Source organism: Chryseobacterium antibioticum (assembly GCF_012927325.1).
GTDB lineage: Bacteria > Bacteroidota > Bacteroidia > Flavobacteriales > Weeksellaceae > Chryseobacterium > Chryseobacterium antibioticum.
Genome location: NZ_JABBGI010000002.1, coordinates 1 through 16894 on the forward strand (window position 1 = coordinate 1; position 16894 = coordinate 16894).

Sequence of the window (16894 nt, forward strand, 5' to 3'; positions counted from 1 at the left end):
CAATGATTGCTTCTATGCTGCTCCTGATCTATAAAAAAGCAAATGATTTGGGCTACAAAACCGCTAAAAGACGCATCAAAATGGAACTTCGGGATATGATTACTGCAATTTTAATCGTATTTGCGGGAGGGGATCCACGAAAGGTTTTCAAAACATAAGAATGCAAAAAAAAATGACCGGAATTTCTTCCGACCATGACTACTGATTTTTCAGGGCTTTTGATTTATATTTAAAATCTGGATTTTTTAGGATTCAGAAATGTATTGAAAATCATCACTTCCGATCCGAATTTTTTCTCAACCCTTTCTGCAATATTCAGCATCTCACTTTTGATGAAATCTTCCCTGAGGTCTTCATTGTCAAAGATCAAAAGAAGATTGTAATTCTTACCTTCATCAATATAGTCGGTGTGTACTTCAGAAAGAATATATTTGTTGACATCCATTAGGTTTTCTGCCATCAGGACCAGTGTTTCGTCAATATAATTTTCCCATTCTTCAATATTGTTTTTTGTGCAATGGAAAGTTATACTCAATAAGCTCATATTTTATGAATTTTTAAGATTTTCTGGATAAATTCTAGTGCAAAAATCGGTAAAAATTTCGTAAATTAGCCCGTTAATAAAAATTGGAAATAAATAATTTTCAGACGCACAGCTAAGGGTCTGACTGTCATTATAATAAAATTTGTTTATGCAAAAAGAAGGAGAAAGACTGATTCCTATCAACATTGTTGATGAAATGAAATCGTCTTATATCGATTATTCGATGTCGGTTATCGTTTCAAGGGCGTTGCCGGATGTAAGAGACGGCCTGAAACCCGTTCATAGAAGAGTACTTTACGGTATGTATGGATTAGGGGTTTTTTCTAATAGAAAACATTTGAAATCTGCCAGAATTGTTGGGGATGTTTTAGGTAAATACCACCCGCATGGAGACTCTTCTGTGTACGATGCAATGGTAAGAATGGCTCAGCCTTGGAGCTTACGTTATCCTCAGGTAGACGGGCAGGGTAACTTTGGTTCAATGGACGGGGACCCGCCTGCAGCAATGCGTTATACAGAAGCAAGACTGAAAAAAATATCAGACGATATTCTTGCTGATTTAGATAAAGAAACTGTAGATTTTCAGAATAACTTTGATGACAGTATGACGGAACCTACCGTTATGCCTACAAAAATTCCAAATCTTCTGGTCAACGGAACATCTGGTATCGCCGTAGGTATGGCGACCAATATGGCTCCGCACAATTTATCAGAATCTGTAGATGCAATTTCTGCCTATATCGATAATAAAGATATTACGATCGATGAACTGATGCAGCACATTACAGCCCCGGATTTCCCTACAGGAGGTATCATTTACGGTTACGACGGAGTAAGGGATGCTTTCCATACAGGAAGAGGAAGAGTAATGTTGAGAGCAAAAGTCAATTTCGAAGAAATTGGAAACAGAAATGCTATCATCGTTACGGAGGTTCCTTACCAGGTGAATAAGGCGGACATGATCGCCAGAACAGCGGAGCTTGTAAAAGATGATAAAATTGTAGGTATTCATGAGATCAGAGACGAATCGGACAGAAATGGTCTGCGTGTCGTTTATGAACTTAAAAATGATGCCATCCCAAATGTTGTCTTAAACCTGTTATATAAATACACAGCACTTCAGACTTCTTTCAGTGTTAACAACATTGCTTTGGTTAAAGGAAGACCGGAACAGCTGAATTTAAAGGATATCATTCATCACTTTGTAGAGCACAGACATGAAGTCATTGTAAGAAGAACTCATTTTGAGCTTAAAAAAGCGAAAGAAAGAGCGCATATCTTAGAAGGTTTCATGAAAGTGATCGGCGCTCAGGATTCATTAGACAGAGCGATTTCTATCATCCGTCACAGTGCGAATCCGCAAGGGGCAAAAGAAGGATTGATCGAGGCATTTGATCTTTCTGAAATTCAGGCTCAGGCTATCCTTGATCTAAGGTTGGCGCGTCTTACAGGAATGGAGCTTGACAAGATCCGTGACGAATACGATACAATCATGAAAGAGATCTTGAATTTGGAAGATATTTTGGCTAATGAACCAAGAAGATTCGAGATTATCAAAGAAGAATTGGCTGAGATTAAAGAAAAATACGGTGACGAAAGAAGAACTGCTATTGATTATTCAGGAGGAGAGATGTCTATCGAAGATATTATCCCGAATGAAGCAGTAGTTCTTACGATTTCACACGCAGGATATGTTAAGAGAACTTCGCTTTCTGAATACAAAATTCAGAGCAGAGGAGGTGTAGGAAACAGAGCGGCAACAACAAGGGATGAAGATTTCCTTGAGTATATCGTATCTGCGACCAACCACCAGTATATGTTGTTCTTCACAGAAAAAGGAAGATGTTATTGGTTAAGAGTATTTGAAATTCCTGAAGGATCCAAGACTTCAAAAGGAAGAGCAGTACAAAACCTTATCAATATCGAACAGGACGATAAAATCAAAGCATACATCAGAACCAACAACCTGAAAGATGCTGAGTATGTAAACCAGATGAGCGTAGTAATGGTGACTAAAAACGGAACCATCAAGAAAACGTCTCTTGAAGCGTACTCAAGACCGAGGGTGAATGGGGTGAATGCTATTGAAATCAGAGATAATGACCAATTGTTAGGAGCTTACTTAACCAACGGAACTTCTCAGATCATGATTGCTACTAAAAATGGTAAATGTATCCGTTTCCCTGAAGAAAAAGTAAGAGAAGTAGGTAGAGGATCTATTGGGGTACGTGGTATCGCGATGGATGACGATGATGAAGCAATTGGTATGATTGTTGTGAATGATGTGGAGAAAGAAACAGTTCTTGTAGTTTCTGAAAAAGGATATGGTAAGAGAACTGCGGTAGAAGACTATAGAATCACCAACAGAGGAGGAAAAGGAGTAATCACCCTGAACATTACCGAAAAAACAGGAAACCTGATCGCTATTCAGAATGTAACAGACGAAGACGGATTGATGATCATTAATAAGTCCGGTGTTGCCATCAGAATGAATATGGACGAGATGAGAGTAATGGGAAGAAATACCCAAGGGGTAAGAATGATCAACCTTAAGAAAAATGACGAAATTGCAGCGATTGCAAAAGTAGAAATGGATAAAGATGTGGTAGAGGAAGATTCTGAAGAAAATGAAGAAGGAACAGTAATTGTAACTGATAACCAGGAAGACAATACAACACCTCAGGCTGAGCAGGAAACTCCGGCAGAGGAAAATGAGAGTTCTGATTCTGAAGAATAAAATGTACAATTAATATAATATAGTTATTATGAAGAAACTCATTTTAGGTATAGCAATCGTGGCTTCTGCTTTCGTTTTCGGACAGAAGGGTGATGTGAATGCCAAATTGCAGGAAGTGAACAAAGCAGCAATGGATGCATATAATGCAAAAAATTATACCGTTGCCGCGCCTAAGTTTTTAGAAGTTTATAACTTATTGAAAACAAGTGGCCAGGATGATAAGATATACATGTATTATGCAGGATTAAGTTATGCTTTGGCAAATAACACAGACGAATCCATCAAAATATACACAGATCTTGTTAATTCCGGTTTTACAGGGGTTCAGACAACATATACTGCAAAAGAGAAAAAATCTGGTCAGGTAGTTAATTTAGATAAGGCTACTTGGGAATTGATGAAGAAGAATAGCGATTATTCAGATTTCAAAACTGAACAGACAGCAAGTGTTGAGCCGGATCTATATGAAACGTTATCTACATTGCTTCTTAATGCAAAGAAATCTAATGAAGCATTAGTGATCATTGAAAAAGGATTGGCAAAATATCCCAATAATGCTAAGCTAAAAGAAGCTCAGGCTACCGCTTACTATGATTCAGGAAATACAGAGAAATTCATTGGTGCGCTTAAAGAGCAGTTGACTAAAAACCCTACAGATGCTACCAACTGGTATAATCTTGGTGTCATGCAGTCTAAAACCCCTGCTACGGTAGAAGATGCAATTGCTTCATTCAAAAAAGCGATTGAGGTCAAGCCTAACTTTGATAATGCCCATCAGAACATTGTGTATACAGTAATTGGTGATGATTCTAAAATTGTAGACCAGATCAATGCTGCAAGAAAAGACAAACCGGATGAAGCGACTAAGCTGATTGATGCAAGAAAAGAGAGATTTACCAAAGCTCTTCCTTATGCTGAAGCATGGTACAAAGCGTCGCCGGAAAATCTTGATGCAATTTCTACATTAAAGGATATCTATGTTGTAACAAAAAATATGGATAAAATTAAAGAATTAAAAGCTAAAGAAGCTGAGCTTAAAGCAAAAGTGAAATAGTAACTCTTTAATTGAATTATAAATGAAACCGGAGCAGAAATGTTCCGGTTTTTTGTTTTTTCAACCTAAAATACAGCTCTGTTTTTTACAGCGATTATCGTTAAATTTCACTGTAAAAATTCTTTGCAATTCCGTATCTTTGAGAAAAATTTTTTACAAGATGATAGAGTGGAAAACCGTCAAAGAATACGAAGATATTACCTATAAAAAATGTAATGGTGTAGCAAGAATTGCTTTCAACAGACCAGAACTCCGAAACGCTTTTCGTCCCAAAACTACTTCCGAGTTATACGATGCTTTTTATGACGCCTCTGAAGATTCTTCAGTAGGGGTTGTTTTGCTTACCGGAGAAGGGCCAAGTCCTAAAGATGGAGGTTGGGCTTTTTGCAGCGGAGGAGATCAGAAAGCAAGAGGACATCAGGGATATGTAGGGGAAGATGGAAGACATCGTTTAAATATTTTGGAAGTTCAGCGTTTGATCCGTTTCATGCCAAAGGTGGTGATCGCGGTTGTTCCGGGATGGGCTGTTGGTGGCGGACATTCACTTCATGTAGTTTGTGATCTTACTTTAGCGAGTAAGGAACACGCCATTTTTAAGCAGACTGATGCGGATGTTACCAGTTTTGATGGTGGTTATGGTTCTGCTTATCTGGCTAAAATGGTGGGTCAGAAAAAAGCACGTGAAATATTCTTTTTAGGAAGAAATTATTCTGCTCAGGAAGCTTTGGACATGGGAATGGTTAATGCGGTGATCCCACATGCTGAATTAGAAGATACGGCGTACGAATGGGCTCAGGAAATTTTAGCTAAATCTCCATTGTCTATCAGAATGCTGAAATTTGCTATGAACCTTACAGACGACGGAATGGTAGGACAGCAGGTGTTTGCAGGAGAAGCAACCCGTTTGGCTTATATGACTGAAGAAGCACAGGAGGGAAGAAATGCATTCCTTGAAAAAAGAAAACCGGACTTCGGAGAAAATCAGTGGATATCTTAAGACTGTATTAAAGTACAAAGTAAAATGTATTATGCATTACACTTTTACATTGTACATCGTACATTTTACATTATACAAATTATGACTGATTGGATAAAGGCCGCAAGGCTAAGAACTTTACCGCTTTCATTAAGCGGAATTATTATGGGAGCTTTCATTGCAAAATGGAGGCTTTACCGTGAAGGTGGAACATGGGACTGGAGAATTTTTGCTCTGGCTCTTTTAGTGACGCTATTGTATCAGATTTTATCAAACTATGCCAATGACTACGGTGACGGTGTAAAAGGAACTGATGCCAAAAGAATCAATGAAGCGGAAGCAAGAGCGGTAGCTTCAGGGAAGATTACAGCTAAGCAAATGAAAAATGCGGTTATTATTTTCTCGGTGCTGTCATTTGTTGCTACAATTGCGCTTCTGTATGTAGCATTTTTCCCTGATTTTATGAAAGAATTTTACATTTTCATAGGATTGGGTGTTGCCTGTATTTTGGCAGCAATAGGATATACGGTAGGAAAAAAGCCGTATGGGTACATGGGATTGGGAGATCTCTTTGTATTTGTATTCTTCGGACTGGTTTCCGTATGTGGAAGTTATTTTCTGTTTACAAAAACCTTCAGTTGGGATATGTTGCTTCCCGGAACGGCCATCGGAATGATGAGTATGGCGGTTTTGAACCTTAACAATATGAGAGATATTGAAAGCGACAGATTATCCGGAAAAAAAAGTTTAGCCCTGAGAATAGGCTTCAAAAATGCAATGATCTACGAAATGATCCTGCTGCAGCTTCCATTGATCCTGATCCTAATGTTTTTAGGAGTAAACGGTTTCATACAGGCTCAGAATTATTACGTTTTTATTGTCATGATTCTTCTCTTGCCGCTGATGAAACTGAGAAGAAAAATCATGACGGTAAAAGAACCGAAAGAGTTGGATCAGTATCTGAAACAGGTGGGTATCATGACCTTTGTAATGGCGGTTCTTACTGCATTTGGACTTAATTTTTTTAACTAAATAATACAATCATGAGTGCAGAAACCTACGTTGAAGCTCAGATGCTTATCAGAAAACCGGTTGCAGATGTTTTTGAAGCATTTATCAATCCTGAAATAACCACTCAGTTCTGGTTTACAAAATCTACCGGTAAACTGGAAGAGGGTCAAACTGTGACCTGGGAATGGGAAATGTACGGGGTGAAATCCAATGTAAAGGTTCACGAAATCATTTCTGGACAACGGATAAAAACGGAGTGGGGAGATCCTGCAGTCATGGTGGATTATGAGTTTAAAGAAATGGAAAAAGGAACCCTCGTGGTCATTAAAAGCTATGGCTTTGCCCAATCGGGTGAAGATCTGCTAAGAGCAATTAATGACAATACAGGCGGTTTTACGACAGTTTTAGACGGTTGTAAAGCGTATTTGGAACACGGGATCAAATTGAATCTGATTGAGGATAAATTTCCTCAGAAATAAACGACGAATGAGAGATGTAGTGTATAAGGTAACTTCTTGTTTATCTATTATCCTGACTTTATTTCTTATGTACGATTTGATTAGAGAATTGCGCGAAGACATGTCAATTTTTGATATAGATTTTCTTCCGTTTTTAACCACTTTAATAGTTGTTGCCAATGGAGTGCTGGCTTTTTTGCTATTGATAGGAAAAATTAAGCCTCAAAAACATTTATTAATTCTTCAGATCCTTGTCATAATACCTACATGCTTACTGTTGTATCAGATTTTTTTCAACTCAACAGTTTCATGTACTTAATAAAAAATCAATTAAAAATGAAAATACAATTTTTAGGACAAAACTGTTTTTTGTTTACATACAAAGACAAAACAATTTTAAGTGATCCTTTTTACAATTACCAAAAAGCGGAATCAGGCTTTGATATAGCAGCTCAGAAGATCGACTATATCTTACTGACTCACGCGCATGGTGATCATATCGCAGATGTGGAGGAAGTATTGCAGTTTCATCCGGAAGCTACCGTTATTGCGGTTCCAGAGATCTGTGCCTATTTTAAAACAGCAAAAAATAAAGACGATGTAAACTTAGGAGGATCGGCAAAAATCGATGATCTTAAAATTTCCATGGTACCGGCTCATCATACGAGTTCGTTCCCGGATGGGAGCTACGGAGGTGTTCCTGTAGGCTATATTTTCAGACTGCCTGAAGGTAAGAATATCTACATGGCCGGAGATACCGGAGTCATGGCAGATATGGAGCTGTTCCCAAGACTTTATGGGAATATTGATCTGTCTATCCTGCCAATCGGAAGCCACTACACAATGTGCCCTAGAAAAGCATCTTTTGCAGCAGCAGAATTATTGAAAACCCCGAAAGTGATCGGATGTCATTTTGATACTTTCCCTGCTATTGAGATTAATCATGAAAGTGCATTGAAGCATTTTGCAGATAAAAATGTAGAACTTATTCTTCCTAAGCTAGGAGAGGAGTTTGAATTTTAAATAAAGAATGAAGAGTAATTTGAAAATTAGATTGGATATGTTGAAAAGTATAGAAACAAAAAAAGATAATCTTTCAATTACCTCACTTCAACTTAAAATAAAAAAAAATGGCAAGCTACCTAAATCACACCGCTACGACCAATTACCTTTGCTGCGTTCCCACCCTGGAGGGTTCTCAGGAGCTGGTTGTTTAGGACTTGCCGTTGCAAAGGTAGGAATAATTTATAAACTTCAAAATATTATTAAAGAAAATTAGTCGAAAAAATGCAGTATTAAAGCTAAACAGCTGGAATTTAGAGCAATAATTTTTCAACTTTTTTTAAAAAATCTAACATGACGAAAAGTCCATCAACATTAGGAATTATACTTTTTATCGCTACAATGATCATCTTTTTTGTAGCGTATTACTTTTTCTCGGGAATCAGTTATTTTGATACTTCACTGAAAATCAATGCGTTTGTTCTCCCGATTGTCTATGCGGGAGGGGCTTTCTGGTCTGTGAAAACTTTCTGGAACAAAAATAGAGTAGTCCGTTTTAAAGATGCGTTCTCAAGAGCATTCGTTCCGATGTTTATCGGAGGAATTCTTTCGATCTTCAGTATCTATGCTTTCCTGAATTTTGTAGATTCGGATGCGAAAAAACTGTTGAACTACCAGTATGTACAGAGACAGAAAACAGAATTGGATACTGAGTATCAGTCTGCAAGAAAAATCATGAAACATCAGAAAGATATTGATGAATTAGACCAGAAATACAAAGAAAGGTTACCAAGCTTTTCTCCGGAAGCCATTAAAGGAAAAGATATGCTTACTGCTAGTCATTTTTCAGGATATTTTGCGGCAATTCTTATATTTTACGTAGTTTTGTCAGTGTTTTTTGGCGCGTTTTTCAGAACAAGATCAGTGTACCAGGAAACAGAAAATCAAGAATAATTTTTATTAAAATTAAATGAATTTATCTATAGTTATTCCGTTATTAAACGAAGAGGACTCTTTAGAAGAGCTTTTTTCAAGGATTGATAAGGTCTGTTATTCAAACAGTCTGTCCTATGAAATTTGGTTTGTAGATGATGGAAGTACAGATCTGTCGTGGAGTATTATCGAAAATATGAAGGTTCAGCACCCTCAGATTCACGCCATAAAATTTTCCAGAAATTACGGAAAATCACAGGCCCTTCACGCTGCTTTTGAAAGAGCAAACGGGGACGTAGTGATCACCATGGATGCTGATTTACAGGATTTTCCCGAGGAAATCCCTGAACTTTACAAAATGGTTATTGAAGATAACTACGATATTGTTTCAGGCTGGAAAAAGAAACGTTTTGACAATGTAATGACGAAAAATGTGCCGTCAAAACTATTCAATGCAGCGGCTAGAAAAGTGTCAGGAGTTTATCTTCATGACTTCAACTGTGGTTTGAAAGCTTATAAAAAACAGGTGGTAAAATCCATCGACGTGTATGGAGATATGCACCGTTATATTCCTGTTCTGGCTGCCAATGCAGGGTTCAGAAGAATTACTGAAAAAGAAGTACAGCATCAGGCAAGACCTTATGGAACTTCAAAATTCGGAACCGAGAGATTTATCAGAGGTTTCCTGGATCTTGTAACCCTTTGGTTTGTAAGCCGATTCGGAGGAAGGCCCATGCATTTCTTTGGAGCGGTGGGAACGGTCATGTTTATCGTAGGTTTTCTTTCAGCGCTTTGGCTGGGCGTTTCAAAACTTATTGATGTCGCAAGAGGAATTTATGGCCATCTGATCACAAACAATCCATGGTTTTTTATTGCTTTAACGATGATGATTATGGGAACATTGCTTTTCATAGCCGGATTCTTAGGGGAAATGATCATCAGAACCAACAGAGAACATAAGAATTATAATATTGATGAAGTAATTTAATAATGGAAGAGAAATTACCAAAAATATACTCCAGAAAAGCAATTTTAGGGTTTTCGATTTTTCTTTCTACGCTTTTTGGCGGTGTTTTATTGTTTCAGAATCTGCTGGATGCCAATAAAAAGAAAGAGGCCTATATTGTACTTGGAATTTCTATTTTAATTACAGCTTTGACCATTTTTATTGTCAATATACCGGAGAACCCTAAAAGTTCACTTTCTTATCTATGTGGTATTGCAGGAGGAAGTCTTCTTTCTTATTATTTTGTTCCGAAATATTTTCCGGATGAGGAGCAATACCCTAAGAAAGCAATATGGAAACCATTGATTATTGGCGCAGTTATCGTTGTTATTCTTGTAGCACTGATGATTTACTCAGCGTCACTTGAAAATTATTAAAATAGATTTTACTCAATAGTGTAAAATTCTGATAAATAATAAAATACCCTGAAGAGTTCTCAACTTTTTGGGGTATTTTTTGTTCTAGTTTCTTTGTTAAAAATATACACAAACTAAGGCTTCTCCAAAAAATAAAAATAGTAGTACCAAAATCTACATTTATCACACGATCCATTTTATCGCAGATAAAATCCTTGCGCCTTAACAGCTTAAAGTAGATAAAAACCTTGCGCCTTTGCAAAGAACCAACGCATTGTCATTTTCAAAAAAATAAAATTGAATATTGCCGAGCATTTTATCATCGGAACAGTAAGCCTGTTAGGAATTTTAATCCTATTTTTGTTTAATGATATGGTAAGTCTTATCGGTCTGTGGAAACCTGCAGCGGAGATTTTCGGTATTTTAGACAAGGCTTCATTCATTCTTCTTATTCTTTTTCCGGCAGTTACGTATTGGAATGCATTTAAAAAATTCATACTCAAAACCGGGCCTGATTTGGAGAGTGTCGGTACTGTATGTTCTGATGGGAATAGAAAGCCTTGCTGTAATTACGATTTTATATAGAATATTTTAAATTGAATATGAAAAAGATATTGTACACATCCCTGCTTGTAGCGGCGGTTTCCTGCGGAAAAGTTTCTCCGAAAGGGAATATTGAAAAGAAAGACGTGGATGTTTCAGAATTTGTGAATCTGGATCTGGAAGGAAAATTCCGTGTATTTTATGCCAGAGGCGATAAAAATTTTGTAGAAATTGAAACATATCCCAATGTAGCCGGCAATTTGGATGTAGAGGTAAAAGACAAAACGCTTTTTATCAAAGAAAAACGAGGTACGAAAGGGGTAGATTTTTATAATGTGACCATTTACTCAAAATATAATCTTGAAAAAGTAGCTGTTGCAGATTCTGTAGAAATGAATATTTCAAGCGAAATTAAGACCGATAATTTTAGGCTTAATTTAAAAAATAATGCTACTTTTATGGGTTCAGTGAACACAAGAAGAGCAGAAGTAGACATGCAGAATAAAAGCCGGGCCAACTTTTTGGGACTGACAAAAAATGCAGCGATAAAGATCTCAGACACAGCAAGTCTCATTGCGCCATACTGGAAAATAGAAAACCTGAACATTGATTCTAAAAACGGAAACTATGCAGAAGTTAACGTAAAAGATTCTTTAAAGGGACATATTCAGAATACGGCTAAATTTATCTATTATGACAACCCGATTCGTGTCTTTAAAATTGATAAAACGACTCGTGTAGAGAATAAGAAATTGCAATAAAAGAAAGGAAGATGGGAGATGGAAGAGAAAAAGTATACAGCAAGTAATATTCAAAGTCTTGAAGGAATGGAGCATGTAAGGCTTCGTCCTCAAATGTACTTTGAAGATTGTTTTAAAGAAGGAAATTTAAACTTACTTGTACTTGGGGCTTTGTGTCATGCTATTGATGAATTTTTTGATAACAATTGTAGTCATATTATTATTAATTGTAGTGAAAATTCATTTAATATAAAATATAATGCAGGAATGTCTTTAGAAAAATCTAACTTTTTGACTAAAGCAGAATGTATAATGACAAAAATAGGAGCCTGTAGCAATGAAAAAAAACATCTGGAAGTAGGACATGAATTCTGTCACATAAGCATGGCTATAATCAATGCTGTTTCTGATAAATGTGAACTGGAAACAATTTACAAGAAGCAAAAAGGCCATTTTATTTTTAAAAAAGGGAATATAGATTTTAAAGAAATTTCTGATACCGATATTCTCAAAGATTCTACTCAAATCAGCTTTGAAATGAACAAGGACGTTTTTGGAGAATTAACATTTGAATTAAATGATCTGCAGTTGAAATTAAATTTATTAAAAGAAAAACTGCCCAATTTACAATTAGAACTTTACAAATTATAAAAGAACGAAATACACATATGACAACATTAGAAAAAGCAAAACTTTGGTTAAGTTATACCTTCGATAAAGAAACAAGAGATGCTGTACAGGCATTGATCGACAGCAATTCTCCGGATCTGGAAGATTCTTTTTACAGAGAACTTGAATTCGGAACAGGAGGAATGAGAGGTGTCATGGGAGTAGGAACCAACCGCTTGAATAAATATACATTGGGCCAGGCTACACAGGGATTGGCCAATTATATGCTTCAGCAGTTTAAAGGAGAGGAAATCAAAGTGGCTATTGCTTATGACGTTCGCCATAATTCAAAAGAATTCGGGAAGCTTGTTGCTGATGTTTTAACAGCCAACGGGATTAAAGTGCTTCTTTTCAAAGACCACAGACCAACTCCGGAATTATCCTTTACGGTAAGAGACAAAAAATGTAATGGAGGAATTGTGTTGACAGCATCTCACAATCCGCCTGAATACAACGGTTATAAAGTATACTGGAATGACGGTGCCCAGATCGTACCGCCTCATGATGAAGCAATTATCAATGAAGTATACTCTGTGAAATTTGACGAAATCAAATTCAACGGAAACGATGATCTGATCGAATGGATCGGGGAAGAGCAGGACGACGTTTACATCGATGCCTGTCTTGAAAACTCTACCTATCAGAATGTAGGGAAAGAGAATTTAAATATTGTTTTCACCTCTATCCACGGAACAACGTATACAACGATTCCAAAAGCTTTAGAAAAAGCAGGATTCAAAAAAGTGGATCTGGTAAAAGAGCAGATGATCCCAAGCGGTAATTTTACCACGGTAGAATCTCCAAATCCGGAGGAGCCTGCTGCTTTGGAAATGGCAATGGATCTGGCTAGAATTACCAACGCAGACATCGTTATCGGAACAGATCCGGATGGTGACAGACTGGGAATTGCCGTAAGAAACCTTGACGGTGAAATGCAGCTTCTGAATGGGAATCAGACCAATACAATCCTTACTTACTACATTTTAAATGAGTGGAGAAAGCAAGGTAGAATCACTGGAAAAGAATTCATTGGTTCCACAATCGTAACTTCAGATATTTTCTTCGATATTGCACAGAAATTCGGAGTTGACTGCAAAGTTGGATTAACAGGATTCAAATGGATCGGAAAAATGATCCGTGAAGCAGAAGGAAAAGAAAAATTCATCTGTGGTGGTGAAGAAAGTTTCGGTTTTATGACCGGAGATTTTGTCCGCGATAAAGATTCGTGCGGAAGTATCCTTGTTGCATGTGAAATTGCTGCGTGGTGTAAAGCCAATGGAAGAACCATGTATCAGTATATGATCGAGATCTATGAAGATCTGGGAATGTACTATGAAGGGCTGGTCAACATCGTTAGAAAAGGAAAAGAAGGCGCTGAAGAAATTCAGAATATGATGAAGAACTTCCGCGAAAATCCACCAAAACAACTGGCAGGATCATTAGTGGAAGAAGTGAAAGACTTTAAAGAACAAACCAGTTTTACTGTTTCAAAGAACGAAACTAAAGTAATGAACGATATTCCGAAATCGAATGTATTGATTTATTACACTCAGGACGGTACCAAAGTTTGTGTAAGACCTTCAGGAACCGAACCGAAGATTAAATTTTATATCTCTGTAAAAGATACCATTACTTCTGAAGCAGATTTTAAAGATAAATTGAAATCATTGGAAGCTAAAATAGAGGATGTAAGAAAGGATTTGAAGTTAGATTAATTTCTTACAGATAGGAAGATAATATTAGTAAATTTAAATAAAAATAAAGTGAAAGTTTCAAAATTAGCGGCGAACCTGATTGGTTCCGAAATCGTAAAAATTGGTAATGAAGTTAATGATTTAAAAGCAAAAGGAGCGGAGATCGCCAATCTTACTATTGGTGACCTGAATTCTAATCTATATCCTATTCCGGCATTGCTGAAGGAAGAGATTCAGAAAGCATATCAGAATAATCTGACGAATTATCCGCCAGCCAACGGACTTTTATCTTTAAGAAAAGAGGTTTCCAAAGACCTGAAAAACAGATGGAACCTGGATTATTCTCCCAACGATATTTTAATTACTGCCGGATCAAGACCCTTAATCTACGCGGTTTATAAAACAATTGTTGACGAAGGTGATAAAGTAGTGTATCCTACACCGTCTTGGAACAACAATCACTATGCTTATCTTACTTCCGCAGACGCAGTAGAAGTAAAGACAACTCCTGAAAATAACTTTCTTCCGACAGCAGACGATTTAAGACCTCATTTAGACGGCGCAGTTTTACTTGCACTATGTTCACCATTGAATCCTACCGGAACAATGTTTACAAAAGAGCAGCTTTCTGATATCTGCGAACTGGTTCTTGAAGAAAACAAAAATAGAGGGGAAGATGAAAAACCATTGTACCTGATGTATGATCAGATCTATTCTAACCTTACTTTTGGCGCAGAACACGTAGATCCGGTTTCTCTTTTCCCTGAATTGAAAGAATATACCATCTATATCGACGGGATCTCTAAATGCCTTGCAGCAACAGGGGTACGTGTTGGTTGGGGATTCGGTCCGGCACACATTCTTGATAAAATGAAAGCACTTCTTACGCATGTTGGAGCGTGGGCACCAAAACCTGAACAGGAAGCTACTGCGAAGTTCTATGAAAACCCTGAAAATGTAAACGTTTTCGTAGAAGATTTCAAAGGAAAACTAGAAGAAAGCTTAAAAGTTCTTCACGGGGGAATCCAGGATCTGAAAGGAAAAGGGCTAGCTGTAGAAAGCATCGAACCGATGGGAGCATTATATCTTACCATCAGATTGGACTACATCGGAAAAACAAAACCGGATGGATCTGTGATTGAAAATTCTTCTGACTTGGTTTTCTATCTGATTAATGATGCAGGTGTTGCATTGGTTCCATTCTCTGCTTTCGGAGAAGCAAAATCTGAACCTTGGTTCCGTGCTTCTGTAGGTGGTTTAGCAGTTGATGAGATCAAAGTGATGCTTCCAAAGCTTGAAAATGCTTTAAATAATCTTAAATAGTTTTTTTAATGTAACAGTATAACAATGTATCAATGTAACAATTCCGGTATTTACAATATTGGTAAACTGTTACACTATTAGATTGTTACATTAAAAGAAAAAATAGATGCTTCGACTTCGCTCAGCATGACATCATTATAGCCAATAGTTAGTATTAGCGGTGTCACGCTGAACGGAGTCGAAGCTTTTTTTTCATAAGTATAAATAAAATCGAGTTGTATTCATGAAATTTCCCAGAAAGTCTTTCTTGGAAACTAAACGAATTATCTTTTTGGCGAATTATTTAACACATAATTCATAATTTTTAATAATAAGTAATTAATGAAAATCATAGCTGTTATTCCTGCACGTTACGAAGCAAGCCGCTTTCCTGCCAAGCTGATGCAGATGTTAGGCGAAAAAACAGTCATTACGACTACTTATCAGAATGTTGTAGAAACAGGACTGTTTGATGAAGTATTTGTTGCTACGGATTCAGAAATTATTTTTAACGAAATCGAGAAAAACGGAGGGAAAGCCGTCATGACCGGTCAGCACGAAACGGGGAGTGACCGAATCGCAGAAGCTGTACAGAACATCGACTGCGATATTGTCATTAATGTACAGGGTGATGAGCCTTTCCTTAAGTTAGAACCTTTAAAACAACTTATCGGCGTTTTCCAGGAAGATGAAAATCAGGAAATTTCACTGGCTTCATTAAAAATAAAACTGACAGAAAAAGAAGAAATTGAAAACCCGAATAATGTAAAAGTGATTACAGATAACAACGGATTTGCCCTTTATTTCAGCCGCTCTGTCATTCCTTTCCACAGGGAGGTTTCTTACGACGTAAGCTATTTTAAACATATCGGAGTCTATGCGTTCAGAAAACATGCGTTACTTCAATTCTCCAAACTGGAAATGAAACCATTGGAAATATCAGAAAAGATAGAATGTATCCGTTATCTGGAATATGGGATGAAGATCAAATTAATTGAAACCAATTTCATCGGAGTGGGAATCGATACCCCTGAAGATCTGGAAAAAGCCAGAAAATTAATTTAAAAATGGTACAGATAAGCAAATAAGACGGGTTGTGATCTCTGCTTTCTTTGCTTTTTCGCCCAATTCACCCTATATTTGAATTTATAAATAAGATTAATGAAGAAATTACTTTTAGTATTCGTACTGATATTCTCGCAGTTATCTTTTGCACAAACCGCAAAGGAAATTATAGATAAAAATATTGAACTGTCAGGAGGATTAACGAATTGGAAGCTTCTGAATTCAGTTTTACTGCAGGGAAAAGTGATCTTGGGGATCAAAGATGAATATCCTATAAAAATTTACCAGCAGCGTCCTAACCTCACTAAGACTGTCATCAGCATTAACGGAAAAGAAACTGCAATTGAAGGCTTTGACGGAACTAAAGGCTATGCGATGAATTATGCAACCAATAAGCTTCAGGAATACAAGGAATACGTTTCTGAAAGCTTTGATAATGATTTTATTGACTGGGAGAACAAAGGTTTTGATGCAAAATATCTTGGAAAAGAAAAAATAGGAGAGATCTACTGCCACAAAGTGGAACTGACTAAAAATGTCAATAAGAACATCTATTATTTTGACGTAAAAACATATATGCTTTTAAAAGAAGTTAAAAAAGATGAAACGCTGGTCTATTCGGATTATAAAAAAGCGGGAAATCTGGTGATGCCGTTCAGAATTGAGTCCTCAAGCACTAAAAAAGATGGAGATTATACGATGATTCTGAACAGAATTGATGTCAATAAAGTATTTCCTTCTAATATTTTTAAGTTTTAATTCAATATAATAAAAGCTTAATGAAATGATTGACGTTATATTAAG

Annotated in this window: 17 protein-coding genes and 1 other RNA gene; 16 read left to right on the forward strand and 2 right to left on the reverse strand. The window is 36.8% G+C overall.

Annotation, left to right across the window (positions count from 1 at the left end):
• Positions 1 to 229: 229 nt before the first annotated feature.
• Complete coding sequence (locus tag HHL23_RS01500; protein ID WP_169233068.1) at positions 230 to 544, reverse strand: DUF4286 family protein; 315 nt, start codon at positions 542 to 544, stop codon at positions 230 to 232.
• A gap of 148 nt (positions 545 to 692) precedes the next feature.
• Here HHL23_RS01500 and gyrA point away from each other — a divergent pair, with 148 nt between their 5' ends.
• The 6 genes from gyrA to HHL23_RS01530 all read left to right on the forward strand — a co-directional run bounded on the left by gyrA (position 693) and on the right by HHL23_RS01530 (position 7803).
• Positions 693 to 3281: a DNA gyrase subunit A gene (gene gyrA / locus HHL23_RS01505; RefSeq protein WP_169233069.1), complete on the forward strand. Its 2589-nt coding sequence runs from the start codon at positions 693 to 695 to the stop codon at positions 3279 to 3281.
• Between the two features lie 28 nt (positions 3282 to 3309).
• Positions 3310 to 4335: a tetratricopeptide repeat protein gene (locus HHL23_RS01510; protein ID WP_169233070.1), complete on the forward strand. Its 1026-nt coding sequence runs from the start codon at positions 3310 to 3312 to the stop codon at positions 4333 to 4335.
• 160 nt (positions 4336 to 4495) lie between these two features.
• A complete protein-coding gene (locus tag HHL23_RS01515) occupies positions 4496 to 5332 on the forward strand; it encodes a 1,4-dihydroxy-2-naphthoyl-CoA synthase (RefSeq protein WP_169233071.1) in 837 nt (278 codons plus the stop codon).
• An 81-nt stretch (positions 5333 to 5413) separates the two neighbouring features.
• Positions 5414 to 6343, forward strand: a complete 930-nt coding sequence (menA, locus tag HHL23_RS01520) for a 1,4-dihydroxy-2-naphthoate octaprenyltransferase (protein ID WP_169233072.1) — start codon at positions 5414 to 5416, stop codon at positions 6341 to 6343.
• A gap of 11 nt (positions 6344 to 6354) precedes the next feature.
• Complete coding sequence (locus HHL23_RS01525) at positions 6355 to 6801, forward strand: SRPBCC family protein (RefSeq protein WP_169233073.1); 447 nt, start codon at positions 6355 to 6357, stop codon at positions 6799 to 6801.
• A 315-nt stretch (positions 6802 to 7116) separates the two neighbouring features.
• Positions 7117 to 7803, forward strand: a complete 687-nt coding sequence (locus tag HHL23_RS01530; RefSeq protein ID WP_169233074.1) for a metal-dependent hydrolase — start codon at positions 7117 to 7119, stop codon at positions 7801 to 7803.
• 105 nt (positions 7804 to 7908) lie between these two features.
• On the opposite strand, the gene ffs is transcribed toward HHL23_RS01530, so the two are convergent.
• Positions 7909 to 8006, reverse strand: an RNA gene (ffs, locus tag HHL23_RS01535) — signal recognition particle sRNA small type.
• Between the two features lie 130 nt (positions 8007 to 8136).
• Here ffs and HHL23_RS01540 point away from each other — a divergent pair.
• The 10 genes from HHL23_RS01540 to HHL23_RS01585 all read left to right on the forward strand — a co-directional run bounded on the left by HHL23_RS01540 (position 8137) and on the right by HHL23_RS01585 (position 16849).
• Entirely contained in the window at positions 8137 to 8736 is a 600-nt protein-coding gene (locus tag HHL23_RS01540; RefSeq protein WP_169233075.1) for a DUF4199 domain-containing protein, read from the forward strand.
• A 16-nt stretch (positions 8737 to 8752) separates the two neighbouring features.
• Positions 8753 to 9703, forward strand: coding sequence for a glycosyltransferase family 2 protein (locus HHL23_RS01545; protein WP_169233076.1), 951 nt, complete (start codon positions 8753 to 8755; stop codon positions 9701 to 9703).
• Between the two features lie 2 nt (positions 9704 to 9705).
• The gene (locus tag HHL23_RS01550; RefSeq protein WP_169233077.1) at positions 9706 to 10098 is read left to right on the forward strand and encodes a hypothetical protein; all 393 of its coding nucleotides are present in this window, start codon (positions 9706 to 9708) and stop codon (positions 10096 to 10098) included.
• 276 nt (positions 10099 to 10374) lie between these two features.
• Positions 10375 to 10662, forward strand: a complete 288-nt coding sequence (locus HHL23_RS01555) for a hypothetical protein (protein WP_169233078.1) — start codon at positions 10375 to 10377, stop codon at positions 10660 to 10662.
• Between the two features lie 17 nt (positions 10663 to 10679).
• Positions 10680 to 11381, forward strand: a complete 702-nt coding sequence (locus HHL23_RS01560; RefSeq protein WP_169233079.1) for a GIN domain-containing protein — start codon at positions 10680 to 10682, stop codon at positions 11379 to 11381.
• A gap of 18 nt (positions 11382 to 11399) precedes the next feature.
• Complete coding sequence (locus HHL23_RS01565; protein ID WP_169233080.1) at positions 11400 to 12011, forward strand: DNA topoisomerase subunit B; 612 nt, start codon at positions 11400 to 11402, stop codon at positions 12009 to 12011.
• Positions 12012 to 12028: 17 nt separating this feature from the next.
• Positions 12029 to 13744, forward strand: coding sequence for a phospho-sugar mutase (locus HHL23_RS01570; RefSeq protein WP_169233081.1), 1716 nt, complete (start codon positions 12029 to 12031; stop codon positions 13742 to 13744).
• A gap of 48 nt (positions 13745 to 13792) precedes the next feature.
• Positions 13793 to 15046, forward strand: coding sequence for a pyridoxal phosphate-dependent aminotransferase (locus HHL23_RS01575; RefSeq protein ID WP_169233082.1), 1254 nt, complete (start codon positions 13793 to 13795; stop codon positions 15044 to 15046).
• A gap of 321 nt (positions 15047 to 15367) precedes the next feature.
• Positions 15368 to 16090, forward strand: coding sequence for a 3-deoxy-manno-octulosonate cytidylyltransferase (gene kdsB / locus HHL23_RS01580; RefSeq protein WP_169233083.1), 723 nt, complete (start codon positions 15368 to 15370; stop codon positions 16088 to 16090).
• A gap of 96 nt (positions 16091 to 16186) precedes the next feature.
• Positions 16187 to 16849 carry a histidine kinase gene (locus tag HHL23_RS01585; protein WP_169233084.1) on the forward strand — a complete coding sequence of 221 codons (663 nt, stop codon included), beginning with the start codon at positions 16187 to 16189 and terminating at the stop codon, positions 16847 to 16849.
• Positions 16850 to 16894: the final 45 nt, after the last annotated feature.